Annotated in this window: 14 protein-coding genes and 3 pseudogenes; 10 read left to right on the plus strand and 7 right to left on the minus strand. The window is 61.2% G+C overall.

Going from position 1 to position 19,775, the window contains the following annotated elements:
• Positions 1-68: 68 nt before the first annotated feature.
• The gene (locus ACQP2D_RS33490; protein WP_433679926.1) at positions 69-794 is read right to left on the minus strand and encodes a TetR/AcrR family transcriptional regulator; all 726 of its coding nucleotides are present in this window, start codon (positions 792-794) and stop codon (positions 69-71) included.
• A 121-nt stretch (positions 795-915) separates the two neighbouring features.
• Between ACQP2D_RS33490 and ACQP2D_RS33495 the strand changes: the two genes are divergently transcribed.
• Positions 916-2,052, plus strand: coding sequence for an FAD-dependent oxidoreductase (locus tag ACQP2D_RS33495; protein WP_433679927.1), 1,137 nt, complete (start codon positions 916-918; stop codon positions 2,050-2,052).
• Positions 2,053-2,234: 182 nt separating this feature from the next.
• Here ACQP2D_RS33495 and ACQP2D_RS33500 read toward each other — a convergent pair whose 3' ends face one another.
• From ACQP2D_RS33500 to ACQP2D_RS33515, 4 genes and pseudogenes are all read right to left on the minus strand, one after another.
• Complete coding sequence (locus ACQP2D_RS33500; protein WP_433679928.1) at positions 2,235-3,149, minus strand: D-alanyl-D-alanine carboxypeptidase family protein; 915 nt, start codon at positions 3,147-3,149, stop codon at positions 2,235-2,237.
• A gap of 536 nt (positions 3,150-3,685) precedes the next feature.
• The gene (locus tag ACQP2D_RS33505; protein WP_433679929.1) at positions 3,686-3,997 is read right to left on the minus strand and encodes a GNAT family N-acetyltransferase; all 312 of its coding nucleotides are present in this window, start codon (positions 3,995-3,997) and stop codon (positions 3,686-3,688) included.
• A pseudogene (locus ACQP2D_RS33510) lies at positions 3,984-4,649 on the minus strand (GNAT family N-acetyltransferase); the annotation flags it as partial. The gene ACQP2D_RS33505 and the pseudogene ACQP2D_RS33510, both read right to left, overlap by 14 nt.
• Positions 4,650-4,696: 47 nt before the next feature.
• The gene (locus tag ACQP2D_RS33515) at positions 4,697-5,320 is read right to left on the minus strand and encodes a TetR/AcrR family transcriptional regulator (protein ID WP_433679930.1); all 624 of its coding nucleotides are present in this window, start codon (positions 5,318-5,320) and stop codon (positions 4,697-4,699) included.
• Between the two features lie 157 nt (positions 5,321-5,477).
• Between ACQP2D_RS33515 and ACQP2D_RS33520 the strand changes: the two genes are divergently transcribed.
• The 3 genes from ACQP2D_RS33520 (at position 5,478) to ACQP2D_RS33530 (ending at position 9,627) form a co-directional block, all read left to right on the plus strand.
• Positions 5,478-6,872: an MFS transporter gene (locus ACQP2D_RS33520; protein ID WP_433679931.1), complete on the plus strand. Its 1,395-nt coding sequence runs from the start codon at positions 5,478-5,480 to the stop codon at positions 6,870-6,872.
• Positions 6,869-8,092 (plus strand): FAD-dependent monooxygenase, encoded by a 1,224-nt coding sequence (locus tag ACQP2D_RS33525; protein WP_433679932.1) that lies wholly within the window; start codon positions 6,869-6,871, stop codon positions 8,090-8,092. The genes ACQP2D_RS33520 and ACQP2D_RS33525 overlap by 4 nt, the downstream gene beginning before the upstream one ends.
• An 830-nt stretch (positions 8,093-8,922) precedes the next feature.
• Positions 8,923-9,627, plus strand: coding sequence for a hypothetical protein (locus ACQP2D_RS33530; RefSeq protein WP_433679933.1), 705 nt, complete (start codon positions 8,923-8,925; stop codon positions 9,625-9,627).
• A 234-nt stretch (positions 9,628-9,861) separates the two neighbouring features.
• Here the strand turns inward: ACQP2D_RS33530 and ACQP2D_RS33535 are convergent, their stop codons facing one another.
• Entirely contained in the window at positions 9,862-9,996 is a 135-nt protein-coding gene (locus ACQP2D_RS33535) for a hypothetical protein (RefSeq protein WP_433679934.1), read from the minus strand.
• A 38-nt stretch (positions 9,997-10,034) separates the two neighbouring features.
• On the opposite strand from ACQP2D_RS33535, the pseudogene manB reads away from it, so the two are divergent.
• Together manB and ACQP2D_RS33545 are read left to right on the plus strand one after the other, a co-directional pair.
• Positions 10,035-10,475 (plus strand): annotated as a pseudogene (gene manB, locus ACQP2D_RS33540) (phosphomannomutase/phosphoglucomutase); the annotation flags it as partial.
• A gap of 151 nt (positions 10,476-10,626) precedes the next feature.
• Positions 10,627-10,917 (plus strand): annotated as a pseudogene (locus tag ACQP2D_RS33545) (hypothetical protein); the annotation flags it as partial.
• 305 nt (positions 10,918-11,222) lie between these two features.
• Here ACQP2D_RS33545 and ACQP2D_RS33550 read toward each other — a convergent pair.
• A complete protein-coding gene (locus tag ACQP2D_RS33550; RefSeq protein WP_433679935.1) occupies positions 11,223-12,281 on the minus strand; it encodes a hypothetical protein in 1,059 nt (352 codons plus the stop codon).
• A gap of 204 nt (positions 12,282-12,485) precedes the next feature.
• Between ACQP2D_RS33550 and ACQP2D_RS33555 the strand changes: the two genes are divergently transcribed.
• From ACQP2D_RS33555 to ACQP2D_RS33570, 4 genes are all read left to right on the plus strand, one after another.
• Complete coding sequence (locus tag ACQP2D_RS33555) at positions 12,486-12,701, plus strand: hypothetical protein (protein WP_433679936.1); 216 nt, start codon at positions 12,486-12,488, stop codon at positions 12,699-12,701.
• Between the two features lie 47 nt (positions 12,702-12,748).
• Positions 12,749-14,308 (plus strand): AMP-binding protein, encoded by a 1,560-nt coding sequence (locus ACQP2D_RS33560; RefSeq protein ID WP_433679937.1) that lies wholly within the window; start codon positions 12,749-12,751, stop codon positions 14,306-14,308.
• Between the two features lie 85 nt (positions 14,309-14,393).
• Positions 14,394-14,981 carry a transposase gene (locus tag ACQP2D_RS33565; protein WP_433679938.1) on the plus strand — a complete coding sequence of 196 codons (588 nt, stop codon included), beginning with the start codon at positions 14,394-14,396 and terminating at the stop codon, positions 14,979-14,981.
• Positions 14,982-15,636: 655 nt separating this feature from the next.
• Positions 15,637-19,773 (plus strand): NACHT domain-containing protein, encoded by a 4,137-nt coding sequence (locus tag ACQP2D_RS33570; protein WP_433679939.1) that lies wholly within the window; start codon positions 15,637-15,639, stop codon positions 19,771-19,773.
• Positions 19,774-19,775 lie beyond the last annotated feature (2 nt).

Genomic DNA, 19,775 nt, shown 5'->3' on the forward strand with positions numbered 1-19,775 from the left:
TGTCGGTGGCCCCAAGACCTTCGCCACCTAGCGGCGGAGCGCGACGAGGCTGATGCCGTCGCGACAACTCAACTGGCAGATGAGGCGTACGCCTGTCCGCTGGGCGGGTGGGTCGCGGTGACGCCGGTGAGGATGAAATCGATCCCGGCGAGGAACTGCTCGCGGTCGTCGTGCCCGCGGAGCTGGTCAGCGACGGCCCGGATGAACGGGTAGTCGTCGGGGTCGAGTTCTTCCCATGCCGTCGCCGTGCTTTCGAGGAACTCGCCGCGGTCCGCGTGGAGTGCGCCGACGCGGGAGTTCGCGGCATTCTGGCCGGCGGCGCCGAGGATGTAGTGCACTAGCGCTGAGGTCGCCGTGAACCAACTACTCTCGGGCACGCCGAGCATGCGGACCCGGCGACCGATGCTTTCGACGATCCGCTGCGTCACCGGCCCCCAGGGACTGTGGGAGAGCTGCGTGGCGAGTTGCGTCGCAAGCCAGGGGTGCTCCTCGATGGCGTCGAACAGGCCGAGCGCGACGGTGCGGATCTCGTCCTGCGGCGAGCCCGGGGCCTCGGCGGGCGCGATGGCCAGAGCGGCGGTAACTACCGCATCGGTCGCGGCGCCGAGTAGCTCGTCCTTGTTCGCCACATGCCAGTAGATCGCCCCGGGCCCGGTGGCGAGGCGTTCGGTCAGCGCTCGGAACGTCAGCCCGCCCGCGCCGGTCGCGTCGAGCAACTCGACGGCGGCTTCGACGATGCTCTCCCGGGAGAGCGCCTCTGTGCGCCGCTGTAACCGGCGCGTCCGCGTTGCCATGCTGCCATCTTGACACATTTGGAACGCCGTTCCACGATGGAACGTCATTCCAATACTGGAACGGCGTACCAGAAGGTCGGCCGGAGCTCCCCGGGCGACCTCGATTTCCGAAGGAGCCACCATGAATACCCACGTCACGATCGTCGGCGCCGGTCTCGGCGGACTCACCCTCGCCCGCGTGCTGCACGTCCACGGAATTCCGTCCACGGTCTACGAGGCGGAAGACTCCCCGACCGCACGCGCGCAGGGCGGAATGCTCGACATCCACGACAACAACGGCCAACCGGCACTGGAGGCTGCCGGCCTCACCGACGCTTTCCGCAGTCTCATCCTCGAGGGCCGCCAGCAGTACCGGGTCCTCGACCGGGACGGGACCGTCTTGTTCGACAAGGCCGATGACGGCACCGGTGGCCGCCCGGAGGTACAGCGCAGTGAGCTGCGGCGGGTGCTGCTCGATTCGCTCCCGGCCCGCACCGTTCGGTGGGGCCACAAGGTCAGTAGTGTGCGCGCCCTCGGCGATGGCTCCTACGAGGTGAGCTTCACCAACGGCGCCACCGCCGTCACGAACCTGCTGGTCGGCGCCGACGGCGCGTGGTCGAAAGTCCGGCCACTGCTGTCCACCGCGACACCCGAGTACACCGGCATGTCGTTCGTCGAGACCTGGCTGTTCGACAGCGACACGCGCCACCCCGCCGCCGCCCGGGCTGTTGGTGGCGGGTCGTTCTGGGCGCTCGCACCGGGAAAGGGGATCCAGGCCCACCGCGAGCACGGCGGCACACTGCACACCTACGTGGCGCTCACCGAGCCGCAGGACTGGTTCGCCGCCATCGACTTCACCGATTCCGCCGCGGCGACCGCGCGCATCGCGCGGGAGTTCGACGGCTGGGCACCCGAGTTCACCGCACTGATCACCGATAGCGACACCGCGCCGGTCCTGCGGCCCCATTACACGCTGCCGATCGAACACCGGTGGGACCGGGTGCCGGGGGTGACTCTGCTCGGCGACGCCGCCCACCTCGCGCCCCCGAACGGCGAAGGCGCCAACCTGGCCATGCAGGACGGCGCCGAACTCGGCAAGGCCCTCGCTGCGCACCCCGACGACATCGAAGCCGCGCTCACCGAATACGAGCGAGCTATGTTCCCCCGCAGCGCCGAAGCCGCCACCGACGGCGCCGAACTGCTGCACGAGTTCATGTTCGGCGACAACGCGCCCCACAGCCTGGTCAGCATGTTCACCGGACGCGAGCAGACCCCATGAGCCGCGGGCCCCACGGCCATTGAAGAACCCGCCAGGGCTGGTAGGCGTCATCTACTGCTCGAACTCGACCTTCGACCAGGGCAGCCCCGCGACACCGAAGGCGGATTCGACCTCATCCGTCTTGTGGCCGCGGATCGTCCTGGTGCGCACCGGGATCCGCAGGCAGCCTGCCGCCTGCGGCGCTAACCGATCGGCAGGGCGCTCAGGATCGGGTTGTAGGCCCAGTTCAGCATGCGCTCGGCGTCGTCCTTTGCAGCGACGGCGCTGTCGGGTGAGCTGTGCAGGACCACGCCGATCAGCGGTATTCCTGCCCTGACCGTCTCGAACAGCAGGCAGGTTCCCGCAGCGTCGGTGGATCCGGTTTTGATGCCGATAGTGCCGGGATAGTCGTGCAGCATCCTGTTCGTGGTCTGCCAGAGATGATCGCGGTTGCTCGGGCCGGCGGGCAGATGATAGCTCTGCGACCGGACGATTTCCCGGAACACCGGCAGGCTCATCGCGCGCAGGCCGAGGGCCACCAGGTCCGCCGGTGTGGAGTAGGTGGAGTAGTCGGTGGGGGCGGGCAGTCCGCTGGGATCGGTGAAATATGTCCCCGCCAGACCCATTTGGCGCGCGGTGTCGTTCATTTTGGCGATGAAGCCGTCTTGGCCGGGCCCGTAGGCCTCGGCAAGGGTATAGGCGGCGTCGCAGCCGGACGGCAGCATCATCGCGTAGAGGAGCTGTTGTGCGGTGAGCACCTCGCCGGGGACCAGTCCTGCGGTGCTTCCGCCGTACTCGGTGTCGTAGGCGATGACTTCTCGCGGCACGGTAATGGTCCGGTCGAGATCACCGGCATTGATCACGACCAGTGCCGTCATCACCTTCGCGATGCTGGCTATCGGAAACGGCGTGTTCGGCTCTCGCGACCACAGCACCGTGCCGGTGATTCCGTCTGCCAGCGCTGCTCCCGACGCCTGCACTGCGTCCGGCCCAGGAGTCGTCCAGGGCAACTGAATATGGGCGTCGCTCGCGGCGGGGGCGGCCGTGACGCCATGACCGGCTACCACGACCAGAGCCCCGGCAACGGCAGCCTGCAACAATCGGGCAAATGTCCGCATGGCCGCATTCTGCCGTGTCCTACCGCCAATCAGTGGGATTTCACCGACCGAATTACCGCGCCGCTCCGGCGACAGCATTCAATCGGCTAATCCAGCATGCGCTCAGCCCGACGCTGCCGCGGCGGCCGGTGTCGGGGCGATGGCCAATACCGCGCGGCCCTCGGGTCGGACGAGGCTGGATGCGCTCTTGCCGCAGCAAGTTTCCAGGCATGCGGGGTAGTACTCGCGCAGCGCCGAGCGCACTTCGTTCCCGGTCTGGTGGGTCAGACGGCATCTTGGTGAGAGCGAGCGAGCACCGAGATCGCTTGGACGAGTTCGCTATCGGCTGGCAGTTACAGGTGGGACTCGACGCGCAGTATGGTCGCCAACGTCATCGCGTCGGCACGGTCGGACTTAGTGCGGGAGACCGAGTGCTGTTCGCCGTAGCGGGCCGGGGCCCTCGGATTGATCGCGAATATCGGTCGCAGGGCGCCCGCGCGGGTTTCGCAATGGGATCGGATCTTCCGCTCTGCCACCCGCGTCGGCGAGCAGCTCGGTCAGGGTGCGTTTCCCAATGACTCCGGCTTCGCCCAGTCGGCTCGGTGTAGTTCGTACTCGACCTCGCCGTGTTCGGTGCCGGGGAGCGGATCATCGAAGTGCTGGTGAAAGGTTCGAACGTAGCGGAGTCCAGCCTTTTCCATCACCCGGCGAGACGCGATGTTGACCGCCATGGTCTGGGCCCATACCCGTCCGATGCCGAGTTCGGTGAATCCCTTCCGAATCAACGCCCGCGCTCCTTCGGTGGCATATCCCCGGCCCCAGGCTGACCGAGCGAGCCGGTAAGCCGAGTTCGACGTCGGCGATGCCACCGCCTGGCGATGGCTGCAGGGCCAGCCACCCCACAAACGCTCCGTTGGATCGTTCGACGATGGCAAAGCAGCCAACCGGACTCCGCTGGTAGTCGCGCAGAATCCTGGGCAGCACACTGTTTTCGATCTCGCTGCGCGCTGTGGGCTCGCCGGCCAGGAACCGCATCACCGTCGGATCACTGTCCAGCCCGACCAGGTTGTCGACGTCGGCGTCGGTAAACCGACGCGACACGAGCCGATCGGTCTCCAGAAACACCTCCACCAGCAAGCCTCCCGTAACGACGACCAGCAGCATCCTGTCCGGAAACCACTCAGGGGTCCAACGCTTTTCGAGCTCTGACGAAGGCCGACGCCGCGCGCGTGCGCTGGGATCCTGCCGAAGTGACAAATACACTGCCTCGTCACAGCTAGCGCCCTTGCGCGATGCGGAAGGTTCGCGCCATGCAGGAGTGTTGAGCGGCAAGGAACTTCGCGCACTGTGCATGAAGGGCAGTTCCAAACAGCTCCCGCGAGCTGGATTGGGACAAGTTCGGCGCCGTAGTGCACGAACGTTTGGGCGATGACTACCTGGCGCCATTGGATGTGACCGGCGAGCAGGTCCGTGGTGGTCACACCGAGCGACCAGTCCGGGTTCGCCTGGGGCAAGCGGCATTTCGCAGCAAACTGCCGTGCTGACTGTTCTGTTCACGCCGCCCAGCCCTACTTGGCCCGGTACGCCCGTAGAAAGGTCCGCACTCCCTCGACGATGAGCGGCCGGACGCGGGAGTCCTCCACGGCATTCGCGGAACCGAACCTGTTGATCGCGACTCCGAAGGTCAGCGCGATGAACTGGTCAGCCGCGAGTCTGGCGTCGGGGACGTCGAGCAGCCCGGCCGTAGCGAAGGCGGCGAACCGCTCGGCAAGTGCCTCGTCAGGGGTGTCGGCCATGGGGTTTTCGCCCTGGCGGCCGGGTTCCGCCCGGACCAGTCGTTGCAACGTTGCGTACTCCGCCGAGCCGAGCATGTCGGCCGCAATACGCATCGAGAATGTGACCAGAACGTCCTCGAGGTCGGCGGCGTCGATGCGGTCGGTGAGGGTGTCATCGAGGATGCGCCGGACCGTGGTGATCAGTGACTGGCCGACGGCATCGACGACTGCTTGCAGCAGCGTCTGCTTGTCGCCGAAGTAGTCGTAGACCGTCCGCTTTGACACCTCGGCCCGGGCGGCGACCGCGTCGAGGCTGGACCGGTCGAATCCGTCGGCCAGGAACAGTTCCCGGGCCGCGGAGAGGATGGCGGCCCGCTTCTGCGTGGACCCCTCGCGCAGTGTCTTCGTGGTCGGCATGGCCATATCCTAGCTCGACTACACTGCACGGTGTAGTGTAATCTCCCGGCAAGACCCATGCCGCACATGCACACCCGCTCCGTCCGGCGGAGCCACCTCGGGTACCGCTTCCCCGGGTTCACCAATCGCCGTCGTGTCCGCGAGGAAAAGGACGTTCATGAGCACAACCCTGGCTCCCCCGGTCCGCATCGGGAAAGCCGCTGTCGGAGCCCTCGGCATGCTGGCAACCGCCACCGGGGCCCTGGAATCGGTAGTGACACCGACACTTCCGCTGTTGCAACGCGAATTGTCGATGAGTCCTGCGCGAGGGGCCCTACTCAGCATCACGATGCTCATCACCGGTGCTCTCGTCACGCCGGTCGCGGGCAACCTCGGTGACCGCTACGGCGGGAAATGGGTCATGCTCCGGCTGATGGCGGTGGTCTCGGCCGGTGGTCTGGTGTCCGCGCTGGCACCGAACCTGCCGGTCCTGCTGCTCGGTCAGGTACTGGAGGGCGCGATGGTCGGCGCGATGCCACTCTCGTTCATCCTGGTACGCAAGCACCTCCCAACGGGAGAGTCCCAGGTGGCCATCGGGGTGGTCAGCGGGCTGTTCGTGGGCGGCGGCATGCTGGGGACGCTGATGGCCGGGCCCATCGCGGAAGGGCTGTCCCGGCACTGGATGTTCGCGATACCGACGATCGCGGTCGTCGTGGCGACCCTGTTCGTCCACCGGCTGATGCCGAACGATCCGCCGGCCCGATCGGATGCCAGGATGGACTGGCCCGGCCTGGTTCTCCTGAGCGTCGTCTTGCTGACGCTCATGTTCGGGCTCTCGATGGCGCCCAGCGCCGGCAACCGGCCACTCGCGCTCGGCGCCCTCGTCGCGCTCCTGGCCCTGCTCGTGACCGGATGGATCCTTGTCGAACGCCGGTCACCCTCGCCGATGGTCGATCTGCACCTGCTGGCGAAGCCTGCCATGTGGAGCTCCTATGTGATCACATTCGCCCTCTGCGTAGGTACCTCGGTGTCGATGTATCTCGTTCCGCAGCTGTTCGCGGTGCCCGCCGACGGGTACGGCTTCGGGGCCAGCTCCACCGACATCGGGCGGTACCTGTTGCCCGGCGCCGTCGCGGCGGCGATCAGCGGGCCGCTCGGCGGGGTCGCGGCGCGACGTTTCGGCGCGAGTGCCGTGGTCGCTGCCGGAATCGGCGTCATGGCGGCCACATTGGTCGCCCTGGCGTTCCTGCACACCGAGGTCTGGCACCTCATCGTCGGAAAGGCGCTGATCGCCCTGGCCAGTGGTGTCTGCATCACGGCGATGGTGGTCAAGACCGCCACCTCTGTCGATCACGGCAATACCGGCATCGCCACCAGCCTGGTCCTGGTGACTCGCGTGATCGGCTTCGCCGTAGGCGCACAGGTAAGCGGTGCCATCCTCACCGCCGGGACCCACCCCGGGATGGCAGACCCGCCCGAATCGGCGTTCGTCACCGGCTTCGTCATCGCAGGCGCCGTCACAGCGCTGTCCCTGCTTGCCGTCCGCACCATGAGCAAAGGAGTCGAGCGATGACCCGCACCGATCTCACCACGCCGAGGCGCAAGGTCCTGATATCCGGGGCCAGCATCGCAGGGCCGGCCCTCGCGTTCTGGCTGAACCGCTACGGATACGCAGTCACGGTGGTGGAGAAAGCGAGCACACTACGGAGCGGTGGTTACCCCATCGACGTACGCGGCACCGCAGTGGAGGTCGTCCGGAGGATGGGGATCCTGCCACAACTGCAGGACGCACAAATCGAAACGCGTCGGTTCACCTTCCTCGACGGAGACGCCAGCTTGGTGGCCACGGTCAACCCGCAGTCCGTCGCCGGCAGTGTCGCGGGACGGGACCTCGAGGTGCGGCGCGGAGATCTGACCGACGCTCTGTACACGGCGGTCCGTGACGACGTGGAGTTCTTGTTCAACGACTCCATCCGCACCCTCGACCAGTCCGACCACGGGGTCGACGTCACCTTCCGCGGGGGCAGCAGACGTACGTTCGACATGGTGTTCGGTGCGGACGGCCTGCACTCACGTACCCGGGAGTTCCTGTTCGGCCCCGAGGAGCAGTTCCACAGATACCTCGGGTACTGCTTCGCCGGGTTCACCATGCGCAACACCTTTGGCCTCTCCCACGAGATCATGATGTGGAACACCCCGGGCAGAGCCGCGGCTCTCTACGCCGTCGGGGGCAGCGACGAAGTTCACGCCTTCCTGAACTTCGTCCACCCGGAACCACCATTCGACGCGTTCGATAACCCAGAAGCCCAACAGGACCTGGTCGCCGCGATCTTCGCCGACGCGGGATGGGAAGTCCCTGGCATGCTCGCCGCCATGCGCGACGCGGACGATCTGTTCATCGACATGGTCAGCCAGATCCGCATGCCTCGCTGGTCCAGCGGCAGAATCGCGCTGGTGGGCGACGCCGCGTACGCACCCTCGTTCCTTACCGGACAAGGCTCCAGCCTCGCGCTCGTCGGTGCGTACATGCTCGCCGGTTCCCTGGCCGACCGAGACGCCGCCGCGGGCTTCGCCGCCTATGAACACAACACCCGTGAGTTTGTGACCGTGAACCAGGATCAGATCGGCGAGGGCGACGCCATACTCTTCCCCACCACCGCCCCGGCCCTGCAACAGCGCAACGACATGCTGCGCAATCTCAGCACCCTGCCCGCCACGGAGGGACGACCGGCCCACTCGGCCCTCACCCTGCCCGAATTCATGCCCGGAGCGACACCTGGACATTGCCCCTGAGACCACCAACACCGGCCTATCACGACTGCGCAGCAACAGCATTCGGCCCCCGGACCGCATGGAGAACGGTTGGCACCATCACTGAAAGCGCCCACGCTGGGTCGGCTACTTTCACGTGACGGAAGCCGTCGGCGCAGGTCCTCCGAGCGAGCAACTTCGACTGTCGAACATTCTGACCGCTAGATCACTCTCGGTCGATACCAACGGATCTCGGCCCAGCAAACCGACATCACGGTCCGCCGACAGTGAAGTCACCAGTGGAGCTGGCAGCCGCGCTCCAACCCCTCACTTGCTACATCGACCACCCCACCGAAGCACCCGACTGCACTGCGGCCTCAGGACGCCTCGCGGGCTGAAAGCGTGTCGTTCGCCCCCTGAAACGACTAAAACCAGGGTCGAAGGTAACGTTCGCCCTGATCAAAGCTCCCCCATCTGGACTCGAACCAGAAACCTGCCGACTAGCTGACAATCGGCCATACTACAGACAACTTCGCACAGTCAATCGCAACCTCGAAAACTGCCGCAGGCCAATGCAATTGGCGGCAGATGCACGACCGGCAACAATCTCGGACAACTTGACGCAACACCGACGCAGCGTGACTTAGCTACAACTTATCAACAGAACGCGTTCTCCGACCGACGACTCCCCCTCCAACGGACGAGCGCAGACCCGCTGATCACCATGTTCCCCGAGCTGCTCGGTGTCGGTGAGGCCATGCGTTCACCTCAATATCGTTGGGGCACAGGAGCAACACTCTTACTATCCTCACCGCGAGGCTCAGTTGTGTGGGAGCATAGCTCGACAAATGAACATACGGGTGGGAGTAAACATGACCACTGAAGCACGCCAGGAATCCGCATCCCCGGAGTCACTTCGTCCGTCGCAAGCCTCCCCACCAGCGGAGGGGGCAGCGCCCGTCGATGCGTCACAACCCGCTGCCGAACCGCAAATGGCCGTGGCGACGCGCAGCGGTCAATATGCATTAATCGCCGCGCTCCTCGCCGCAATTATTTCGAGCCTTGTTTCGGCCAGTGCTTCGGTGTACGTAAGTGTAAATCAAGCAAATCGCGGTGATAGGCTTGCTGCGATTGAGTCGATCCGGGCCAATCGCCAGAATGTATATAACAACTTCGTCGTGGCTATGCTCGACTACCTAAGCGAAATAGGCAGTTTGACAGGACCGCTGCAATACTCCCCCCACCCCTTCGACGTAAAAGATATAACTCGAACGATTTCAGATAAGAATATCAAGCTGCAAGGGTGCATCAGTCTGGTGACGATGACAGGCGGAGATGAGACGGCCATTATGGTCTCCAAATTTTCGACCACGCTTACGTCCTTCACCCGAGATCATTACCTACCCTTTGCACTGAAGTATGCCGATAAAGATCTTTCAAATGCGATAAGCGGCGATGAATGGAAGCAAGACAGGACGAATTTGGCAACATCATTAAATTCATATCTCGGGGACATGGGGATTCTATATGGCGAATTCATGGAACTCGCACGAAAAGACCTTCGGACGAATATCTAGCGCTTCAGTCGGTCTCTGTGGTCATGGCGCAGGTTATGATCGTCGCTTGGTGATACTGCCCTGACCTGTGTGTTCACTGTTGGCGGCGTTGGTCGGATTCGGGCAGCGGCGACAGTACTGCGTACTCCGTGCGTACCCGATCCCTTAGTTTCCATCTCTTCCGGATGCCCGGCAGTCGCACGACTGCCGGGCATCGCGCATGATTGACGACTGCTCGGCGTTCGCGGGCCGACTTCATTCCTGGCTGTAGCCAGGTAGCGGCAGGGTGACGTCGCCTTCCGGTATCGAGAGTGCTTCACGCATCAGCTCGAGCAGTTCGCGCTCCGCGGCGTCGTAGCGTTCTTCGGCTTCTTCAAAACTCAGGATCATCCGGATCGTCGTACTTTCCGTTATGACCCCAGTGCCACGGCGGCACGCCAGCACGCACACGCGTCGGCCACACATTCATGAAAAGCCTTATGGCAGAACGCAATGCCGTCTTCGGCGGCGAACACTCCGGGCACTACTACTTCCGCGACTTCTGGCGCGCCGACACTGGCATGCTCGCCGCACTACACGTCCTGGCCGCCCTCGGCTCCACCGACAAACCGCTATCCACACTGGTCGCCGAGTACTCCCGCTACGTCGCATCCGGTGAGATCGACTCCGAAGTCGCCGACGTGCCAGCAATACTCAGCGCAATCGAGATACATTTCGACGGCGCGCAGACCGATCGACTCGACGGCGGGGCGTGGTTCAACCTGCGCCTCTCCAACACCGAGCCACTGTTGCGGCTCAACGTGGAAGCCTCTGATATGGCGATGATGACTCGAATCCGCGACGACGTCCTGGCACTGGTCCGGGGCTGAGAGTTCGATGGCCCGCGGACTACGGAGTCGTCCGCGGGCCATCGGCTCCAGCGACAAGACCTTCCCGGGCGCTGCCGACGCAAAGCTCACCGCCGAGCGCGCAGCACGCGGGTTTGGGGCCGGCGTCGCCGGTGGGGCTGCCCCCGAAGCCAGGGCAGCCCAATCGATCGAGGCACACTTGAGCATCGTGTTCGTCTCCCTTGCCGTAAGCCACTGGATCGAACACCGAACCGGTTGGAGCATAAGGAAATTCGTCCGCCCCACCCGCCGCTACCGCACCATCGAAATCCGCGCAGGCAACCGAACTCTCACCTCCGCCGACCACTACCAGCCGAACTCCACGACTTCCCCACCAACTCGGCCCCGACGGACTTGCGCACTAAATCGACCGAAGTCGGATCCGCAAGTTCATCGAACTCGGAAAGTCAAAATTCATCCGTAGTATTTGTGCGCGGTCTCGGGCAGTTCGCCCGCTGGGCCGACCTTGCGCAGGATCGCTAATGCGATCTGACGGAGGAGGTTCGGATCGACGCCCTCCGCCGAGCCGTCTCGCACTCCGTCCGACCTGAGGATCAGGTCACCAATCGAGTCACCGTTCTGAGTGCTGGGTCGCACAGTGTTGGTGTCGGGGTATACCCGAACAAAACCTTCATGTTTGGCCGCACCCCCATAATCGGTCTCCCAGCGATAGACCGTTGTGCCCGGCTGGCGCCAAATTCCGATCGAGTATGCCACCTTGTCCCTTTCTCAGTTGCTCCACTGGTAGCCTAGCCCGTCTTTTGCCGCCGCCTCGGGGTCCCAGCGGAGACCAGCATCAATGGCTGCCTGGTGCGCGTTTTTGTAACTCGGGCCGTGCGCACGCATGTAGTTGGACTCATACAACTCATGCCGCAACAGATCGACGTCGGCCGAGTGGGGATTGCCTGCTTGCAGGCGTTGCCAAGCCTCCGCCATCCGGGGGTTGGATTCGAAGCGACCCATCGTCCCCGCGTCGTACGAGTCGAGCAGATGCTCTTCTTTGAAGACGTGGTTCTTGATCTGCTCAATATCCGACCGCGAGAATCCATATTTCTCGGTGTTCCTGGCAATATCATCGATGTCGGCATCGCCGCGACGGATCGTATCGTAGGCCGAGTCCGCCCACTCGTATTCGAAGTCGGCATCGTTGCGGGGCCTGCGCAACTCGCCCCCGGTCTGACGACCCTGCCCGTTTTTTCTCCAGTTCTTGAGTTTTTCGACCAGCTTGTCTTTGAGGTCCTTGATGCGTTGGATGGATTGTTTTGTTTTGGCCGTGACCCGTTCGATCTTGACCGCGGCCCGGAGTTTCGCGGCTTGGACAGCCCTCTTGAGCAGGTCGGCGAACTTGTCGATGATCTTGGCGACTTTGACGGCAGCTTTGGCTGCCACTGCGGAGGCACCGACGCCGAAGCTGACACACGACGCGAGGACCGAGAGTGCGAGGTCGACAGCAACCTCGGTGGCGAGCTCGATGGCGAGATCTTTGACCAGCTGCTCGAGGTCGGCCCGCATGTCGTCGTGGGCTTTTTTCTGATCCCGGCATGACTGGGCGAGTTCGCCGTAGGCCCCTGCGAGATCGCTTGCGGCGGTTTTGAGTTCACGCAGGTCTTCGTCAATGAAGTTCGCATCGGGGGAGGTGATTTGTTCGAACATCGCGGCCGCGCGTTCGAGTTCACCCGGGGTGCCGGTGACGGTGGCGTTGGTGGCGAGGGTGTTCCAAACGTCGGCGGAGCGTGACAGCTTGGTCGTGTCGCCATCCGGGATGGGAATGCCGACCTTGACGGCCAATTCGAGACCGTCATCGATGAGACCACGGCCCGGCCCGCCCGCAGAAGGCGGCACCAACAGAGACGTGAGCTCTTGCGGGGTAAGGGTGAACGACGGGTTCAGGTTCGGGGATGGTTTCCCAAGGGGCCACACTTATCGGCAGCGCAAACGGCGGCGTACTTCGCCCACCGTAACGGGATCACCGCGCCGCCGTCATTTCACTGGATGAACGCCGACGGCACGACCGCGGGCGAGGGGCAGGTGTGTCGGACCGACTATCGAGAATCCGGTCTCGCACCAGTCACCCTCTACACCGTCGTCGGTGGCGGACATCAGATTCCTGGTGCCTCGACCGGGATGCGATGGGTTTTCGGCAACCCTGTCTCGGGCTTCGACGCTACCGGCGCGATCGCTGACTTCTTCGACCTCACTCCCGGCTGAGTCAGTGCAAGCCGCAACTTGCCGCTGGTAGTGGCACACTGCGGCTCATGGATGACGTCTCGCCCAACGACCCGACGAACCCCACCATCGCCTGCGGAACCCGGACCCGCAATCAGCACGACGCCCACAATCGAGCCGGCCGACTCGCCGCCGCCCTCGTCGCCGAAGGCACGAACCGCGGCGACCGCGTCGCGGTCATGCTGCGCAACGACATCGAGTTCCTGGAGACCTCTCTCGCGATCGCCGCATGCGGAGCAAATCCCGTCCCGATCAACACCCGGTGGCAGGGACCAGAGGTCGCCCACGTCCTTATCGACAGCCGCGCGCGAGTCATCATCGCCCACACCGAATTCATCGACACGATCGAACGAGCAATCGCCCGATCCGCCGTCGACGCACACATCATCGAAGTCGCCATGCCGGTCGAACTCCTCGACGAGGCCGGCCTCGACCGGGCGCTCGCGCAGCCGACGCACCGCCACTGCACCCTCGAGGAGCGGATCAGCGATCACCTCGAACCTCTGGGCCACCTCGAGGGAGCCATCGCGGATTCGATGGGACTGATCTACACCTCCGGAACCACCGGCACACCCAAAGGCGTTCTCCGCGAACGCATGACACCGCATCAACTGCTATCCATCGCGAGCGGCACCGCCAACCGCATGGGACTCACACCCGGCGGGCAGATGCTCGTGGCCGGTCCCCTGTATCACACCAGCCCGAACGCGGTCGCGGTGCTCGCGCTGCGGATGGGCACCAACATCACAATCATGCCGCGTTGGGACAGCGAGCGATTTCTCCAACTCGTCGACGAACGCCGCATCACTCAGGCCAAAGTCGTCCCAACGATGCTCTCCAGGCTCCTGTCGCTTCCTCCCGAAATCCGTAGCCGCTATGACGTTTCCAGCCTCACGCATGTGATCCACTCCGCCGCCCCCTGCCCGCCGACGGTCAAACGCGCCGCGATCGAATGGTTCGGCGATGCACTCATCGAGTTCTACGGCTGCACCGAAGCGGGCACCATCACCTGGATCACCGCCAACGAATGGCTCGCACACCCCGGCAGTGTCGGCCGCGGCGCCGACGGCTCAACCGCCGTGGTCGTCAATGACGACCGAACCCCCTGTCCCCCAGGAGAAATCGGGCAAGTATTCGTCCGAGGAGCCGACTACTGGCCGAGTTTCACCTACCTCAACCAGGACACCGTACCCGCGGGGTCGGTCCCCGGATTCATCACCGTCGGCGACACTGGATACCTCGACCACGACGGCTACCTGTATCTCACCGGCCGCTCGAGCGAGATCATCATCTCCGGTGGCGTCAACATCTACCCCGCCGAAATCGAAGCAGCCATCGCCGCGGTCAACGGTGTCGAGGACGTCGCTGTCTTCGCCATCCCCCACCACGGAGACCTCGGCGAATCCGTTGCCGCCCATATCGTCCCACAACCTGGCACCCAGCTCACCGAAGAACACATCCGGGCGAGCCTGGCAGGACAGATCGCCAACTACAAAATTCCGGCCGATATCCGCATCGTCAGCATGCTGCCGCGTGACGACTCGGGCAAGATCTACAAACGGCAACTGCAAGCCCACTACCAGAGATGACCAAGCCCGACGACAGGCGCTCTGGGCCACTCAGCGCCATCACCGCCCGTAGCGACCTGATGTTCCCGGGTTTCGCGGAGTCGGTTTGGTTGACCGCTGTGTCACGATTTCGTCGAAGAAGAGGAGATCGCCGCCGAGCTCGAAGTCAGGGGGCACGCTGTACAACTGGCGCCGCCAGGACGGCGGCATGGACACTGATGCGGCCAAGGAGCTCAGGGAGCTGCGGGACCAGAATGCTCGGTTGAAGTGGTTGCTGGCCGATGCGGAGCTGAGAAGGACGCGCTGCGGGAGATCGCGAAGGGAAATTCTGAGCCCAGCCACGAAGCGGCGGGCCGTGGACATGCTCAAACAGGTGAAGGGCTTGTCGGAGCGGTTCGCCTGCAAGGTGGTTGGGCTGCACCGTGCCACATATCGGCGGCTGCTGGTGGCGCAATCGCGACGGCGGCATCTGGGATCCACACAACTTCAACCGGCTGTGGCGCCAAGCTCGGGGCCAGAAGTTCGCGTGGGTCACTCCGAAGACCTTCCGGAAGCTGTGGCCTCCCTGGTCGCCGATCAGTACACAGCCCAGCACCTCGGCCATGCTAACGACTCGGTTCCCAAACGCCATTACATCGACCATCCCAGCGAAGCGCGCGACTTCACCGCAGCCTTGGGACGCCTCGCGGGCTGAAAGCGTGTCGTCCGACCCCAGAAACGGACCAAAACCAGGGTCGAACTGATACGTTCGCCCTGGTCACAGCTCCCCCATCTGGACTCGAACCAGAAACCTGCCGATTAGTTGAGACTACCGCCACCTCAGACAACTCAGCACTGTCAAGCGCAACTGGAACCTGGGTTCTACCAGCGAAAAGCGTTGATTGCCCACAACATCTGACAACCCAAGCGAACTCGGTGCTACGGCGACGTCACGCGACTTCGCTACGATTTATCGGCGTCCGTTTCGGCTCGGATGGCAGTTGACTGCGCCAGATCGCTTGCGATTGTGTTCGGCCTGGACGCACGGTCTTCAAGGGTCGCGCGGCTACCGGCTGCTACTGGAAGAGACGGTCGGCGCCCGCTGAGCTCGGCTCCACGAGGGCGCCCGACCACCCCCGGACAAGCGACAACCTACATCGTAGCCATTGAAGCAAAAGGACTGTTCGGTTCATTATAAGGTTCTACGACTTCGATGTGCCCAACCCGTATGTGCAGGGTTACCATCACGCGGTATTCTTTGAACAGTTTGACGTGAGGAGTCAGTTGTAACTTGCAGTTGCAACAGGTATCTCATATCACTCAAATCAGGGTGCTGACCAAAACAAACTTATTCTGAGGGGCTCCGCGCTGTGGACTACGACCTGGCACGACTTGGAGAAAAGCAGTTCGAGCATCTGTCGCAGGCGCTATTAGTTCATTTCTTGGGGCCAGACATCAACATATATGGCGCCGGGCCAGACGGAGGGCGCGAAGCTTCCTGGGAAGGTCTTAGAAAACCGGAAAATGAGGAGCCCAACTTACTTCCGGGGCGATGGGACGGATTTAATGTCGCGCAGGCAAAGTATTGCAACAATCCAGGCGCACCCATCGAAAATGCGAAATGGCTAACACGACAAATTACAGAGGAATTCGACGAGTGGACAAGGCCGAATACGAGGCGCGCTCGCAGGCCAGAGGCTTATCTTGTCGTAACAAATGTTCGCCTCTCTGCCGTACCATGCGCTGGCTCAGATCGGACGAGAGACGAGCTACTGGAGTACGCTCACACGAACGGGCTGATGCTCGAAGAACTGGTTATATGGCATTATGATCACATTAGGGTGTTGCTTGACAATGCTTTGAGCATACGATCTGGTTACGCCGCATGGATTACGCCGGGCGACGTTCTAAGTCGCCTTCTGGATTCTTCCTCTTCGTTATCTGATGACTTTCGAACCGCGCTGGAGACTCACGCCGCTAAGCTGATGCGCGAGGATTTGGGGTTAAATCTGACGCAGGCGGGATCTGTCAGCGACAATGCTGTTGGAATCACTGATGTTTACATCGATTTGCCAGCATATCCTCCCGAGGACTACGAAACCGAAATCAAGAGACCCGCCGTAGACCCTTCGGCGAAAGCCTACTGCGATATAACCGCAGAGATGATCGCGATTGCAAACTACAAACTTGACGCAGCTGCGGTAAAGTCTGATGCTCGCTTGAACCGAGCGTGTCGAACGGTAGTGATTGGTGGCCCCGGTCAAGGAAAGAGTACGTTCACGCAGTATCTTACCCAAATCTATCGAGCAGCTTTTCTTCACGGCACTTCAGTACTAGACACGCCCGAGATCAAGCAAGCCTGTGACGCAATTGCCACGCATGCCACAAGTATAGGTTTAGCGTTGCCAATAGCCCGCAGATGGCCGATCCGGATAGCGTTAACCGAACTGGCGGACCGCCTTTCGAAAGGGGTGGTGAAATCCGTATTCCAGTACGTCACTGTAGAGTTGGCTAAGCGGTCATCGACCGAAGTGACAATAGGTAGCGTCCGCGCCTGGTTAAAAGAGTACCCATGGCTAGTCATATTTGACGGTCTGGATGAAGTTCCTGAGTCGAGTAATCGAGCCGATGTCTTAACAGCGATATCAGACTTCTATATTGATGCTCGAAGCCTGGGAGCTGATGTCGTCATAATTACTACGACTAGACCACAGGGGTACAACGACGGTTTCGACAAGAGTGAATGCCGACATTACGAATTGGCGCCACTACCAGTGGATATCGCTTTATCATATGCTGGCACGCTCATATCAAAGCGACTGGGAGAACAGACGACTCGCGCAGCGCGTGTTCGTAGTACCCTTTCAAGGGCAGCAGAGGATGAAAGTACTTCGAAGCTAATGTCGACGCCGCTTCAGACTACCATACTTACAATTTTGGTAGAGCGTCTAGGTCATGCCCCAAAAGACCGCTGGAGACTGTTTTCCAGTTACTATAGGGTAATTTACCAGCGCGAGCAGGAAAAAGGAGGCGAGCTTGCCGAGTTACTTCAAGACTACGAATCTGATATAAACGCAATACATTTCGAAATTGGTTTCATTCTGCAGCGCAGAGGCGAGTCCTCCGGCGACTCCACGAGCAGCATCAGCAAGTCCGAGTTTACGGAGTTCATAGCCGCCAGGATGATCAAAAACGGTAACGCGCGAGAAGACTCATATAACCTCGCAAACCGAATTATCCAGCTCGCCACAGACAGGCTGGTCTTTCTCGCTGTTCTCCGATCGGATGCTATCGGGTTCGAGATTCGTAGCCTGCAGGAATACATGGCAGCTGAGAAAATAGTCGCTGCTCCGGAGGCAACAATAGCCGCTAATGTCCGCGCGATCTCTGAGCCCGCATACTGGCATAACGTCCTGCTGTTTGTTGCTGGTAGTATATTTGCGACTAGAGATCATCTTTGTGCGGAGTTGGTAACCTTATGCGCTGACCTAAATACAGCGACTTCAGCGCATAGGGCCACTCTTTTCGGCAGTCATCTAGCGTATGCACTACTGGCGGAACGCATAGCGACGACCAAACCGATATATTCGCGCATTCTCGCTACGACCGTGACCGAGCTCCTCCGGCTGCCAATGGGCAATGATGCCTACAGGGAAGTTGTAGGTCTATTTGCCTTGGGACATCGCAGTGAGTTGGAGAATGCGCTGATTCAGGCCGCTTCCGGGTCGTACACGCAGAAGGTATCCGCTGCGGTTGTGCTGGGTAGCATAGAACAACGCGGGGAAAAGTGGGCGAGCGCCCTTCTCGACAGTATTGCTGGTTCCGCCACGGCGATGCTGCGGGACGAGATCATCTCAATTGCGATCACATTCGATGTTGCTTCCATATTCGACCACTTCCCAGGTTATCTGGAAAATATTACTTTGGAGGCTGCTGCCGATCTTGCTTACAGTTTCACTGCCAGTCGAGGTCATCCCAATACGAAGGTACTTTCTATCCTGCCAGATCATATATCCGCTCTGGTAGCACCGAGCCCGTTTCAAGAAGGTATAGAAGTCTCAAGAAGTCCATTAAGTGATCTACCGCAGTTGGAAATTAATATACTCGCCCGTGAAGTATTCTTCGACCGGCTTGCGCGTCTTGCGTCATACGCGGGAGAAGATAAGTCTTGGAAGACCGTGTCTGCAATAGCACAGTGCGCCCAAGACTATAATATGCAATCGTTAGCGCAAGCTTTGTCATTGGCGCAGACTTTGACGCCTCGTCCACTCCACATATTGGGAAAGGTGATGCCTTGGCCGTTCAGTGCATGTTTAGATACTCTTTCAACATATCCAACCTGGCTTAATAAAGGTGGACACCTGGCTGACTGTGAAAATTTCCGTCAGGAAATGGAACGATACCGGTCAGAGCGTGCAGAAGAGGTAATCGAGGCTGCGGTATACGGAGTTTTCGGTGATCGCCAAGAATGGGATGAGACTGCTAGTTCGAGGCCATCAGTAATCGATCTCTCTGACCTCCTTTCATGGGACCCAGAAGTTGGGAAGTATACAGAAGTGCCGCTGCCGGCGATTGCTTCTAATTGCTCGATCGCAGCTGTCTTCTCGATGGCAGGATCTCTTTCGTTTACACATGACAACGCGATGCTGAAAAATACGGTGAGATGGCTTCCTCAAGCTTGCGAGTTCGTCACTCGACTGCCCACCAGCTTTTTGAGAGATGGCGTTCTTTCTATCGTTCGTTTTGCCACCAGTGTCTGCATTACTGAAGTCTTATACCGCTCAGATCGGATAATATCTTCCGAGGAGACTACACCGGCAGTATCGAAGACTACACTACAGGCGATCAGCAGAATCCTTGGAGCAAGCTCCTACGAGAGCACAGCCTGGCTTAATTTAGTAGGCGCGGGCGATGACGATATATATCGTGATCTTGCGTCTGCGATTTCCCGGGCCGAATTCGTCGATGCGGAGTTTCCGGTCAACTTTTCAGTGTTGTTGGCCAAGTACACAGACTCAGAGATGCCATGGCGCGTTGCGAGACTCGCCCTGCTCGGCCATACCATTGAAGGGCCTTCGTTTTGGCCGAAACGGATTGGGTTTTCCGACGATGGCGATCGCTGCGACGATATTGGACTTCGACGGTGCGACGGCATATTCCGAGCTATCGAAATAGCTAGTGGTCAATCTGAAATGAGTTTCGATAGCTGGGTGCAGCAATATCTGTCGTATTTTGTCGATTCTGACGACATAAGTTGGGATATGTGGGGCAGTCAGCGTTCTGCGGGTTATGACGTAAACCTGAACTTGTTGTTCAGCTGGCTAGCCGGTAATGGTTACAAAATGCCGGAATTGAGCTTTGGCGCAGAACTTGCCTTGCGTCTCACAAATACAAATCCGTCACGTGTGGTGAGGTTTATATCGACGATTGCGCAAGACATATCTGCACAGAAGGCCGGAAGCCTCTCTTTCGAGGTTACCGGGCCTTCTAGCGCAACTTCTCGGTAAGG

This window comes from Nocardia sp. CA-119907 (genome assembly GCF_050955995.1).
GTDB lineage: Bacteria > Actinomycetota > Actinomycetes > Mycobacteriales > Mycobacteriaceae > Nocardia.